Raw genomic sequence first — 501 nt, forward strand, 5'->3', positions numbered from 1 at the left:
GGATCGGGACGTTCTTGCCCGGGGCGACGTCGAGGTCGCGATAGCCCTCGCGGCCGGTCATCGCGATGTTGCCCATGGCGCGGCTCGTCGAATTCATGAGGTCGATCGAGGCGCAGGCGTTCACACCCTGCCCGGTGTCGATGCCGTACTGCTCGCGCGCATCGACGATGGCCTGGCGCTGGGCGACCTGGGACAGGGTGGCGGCCACCGCCTGCTGGGTATTGCTGGTGAGATTGACCTCGCGCTCGCCGTTGGTCGAGGTCTGAGCGACCTGCACCTTCATCGCCGACAGCAGCATCTCGAGCGTCAGGCTGCGCTGCGTCGCGACGTTCGTGCCCATGGTCGCCACCCGCGTGGTCAGGGTGGCGGTCGCGCTGTTGTGCCCCGAGATCCAGATCGGATCGGCCACAAAGCAGCTCTGCGCCAGGGCGGGCGCTGCTGTGAGGGTGACGGCGGCCAAGGCGGCTGCGAGGAGGACCGGCTTCGTCATGGCGTCTGGAA

Annotated in this window: 1 protein-coding gene; it reads right to left on the reverse strand. The window is 68.3% G+C overall.

Translation table 11 applies throughout. From position 1 onward, the window contains the following. Positions 1 to 490 (reverse strand): hypothetical protein (locus tag CVH10_RS17205; protein WP_219924738.1); only part of this gene is annotated, 490 nt, incomplete at its 3' end. Between the last annotated feature and the right edge of the window lie 11 nt (positions 491 to 501).

This window comes from Halomonas sp. ND22Bw (assembly GCF_003011945.1).
Classification (GTDB): Bacteria; Pseudomonadota; Gammaproteobacteria; order Pseudomonadales; family Halomonadaceae; genus Halomonas; species Halomonas halophila.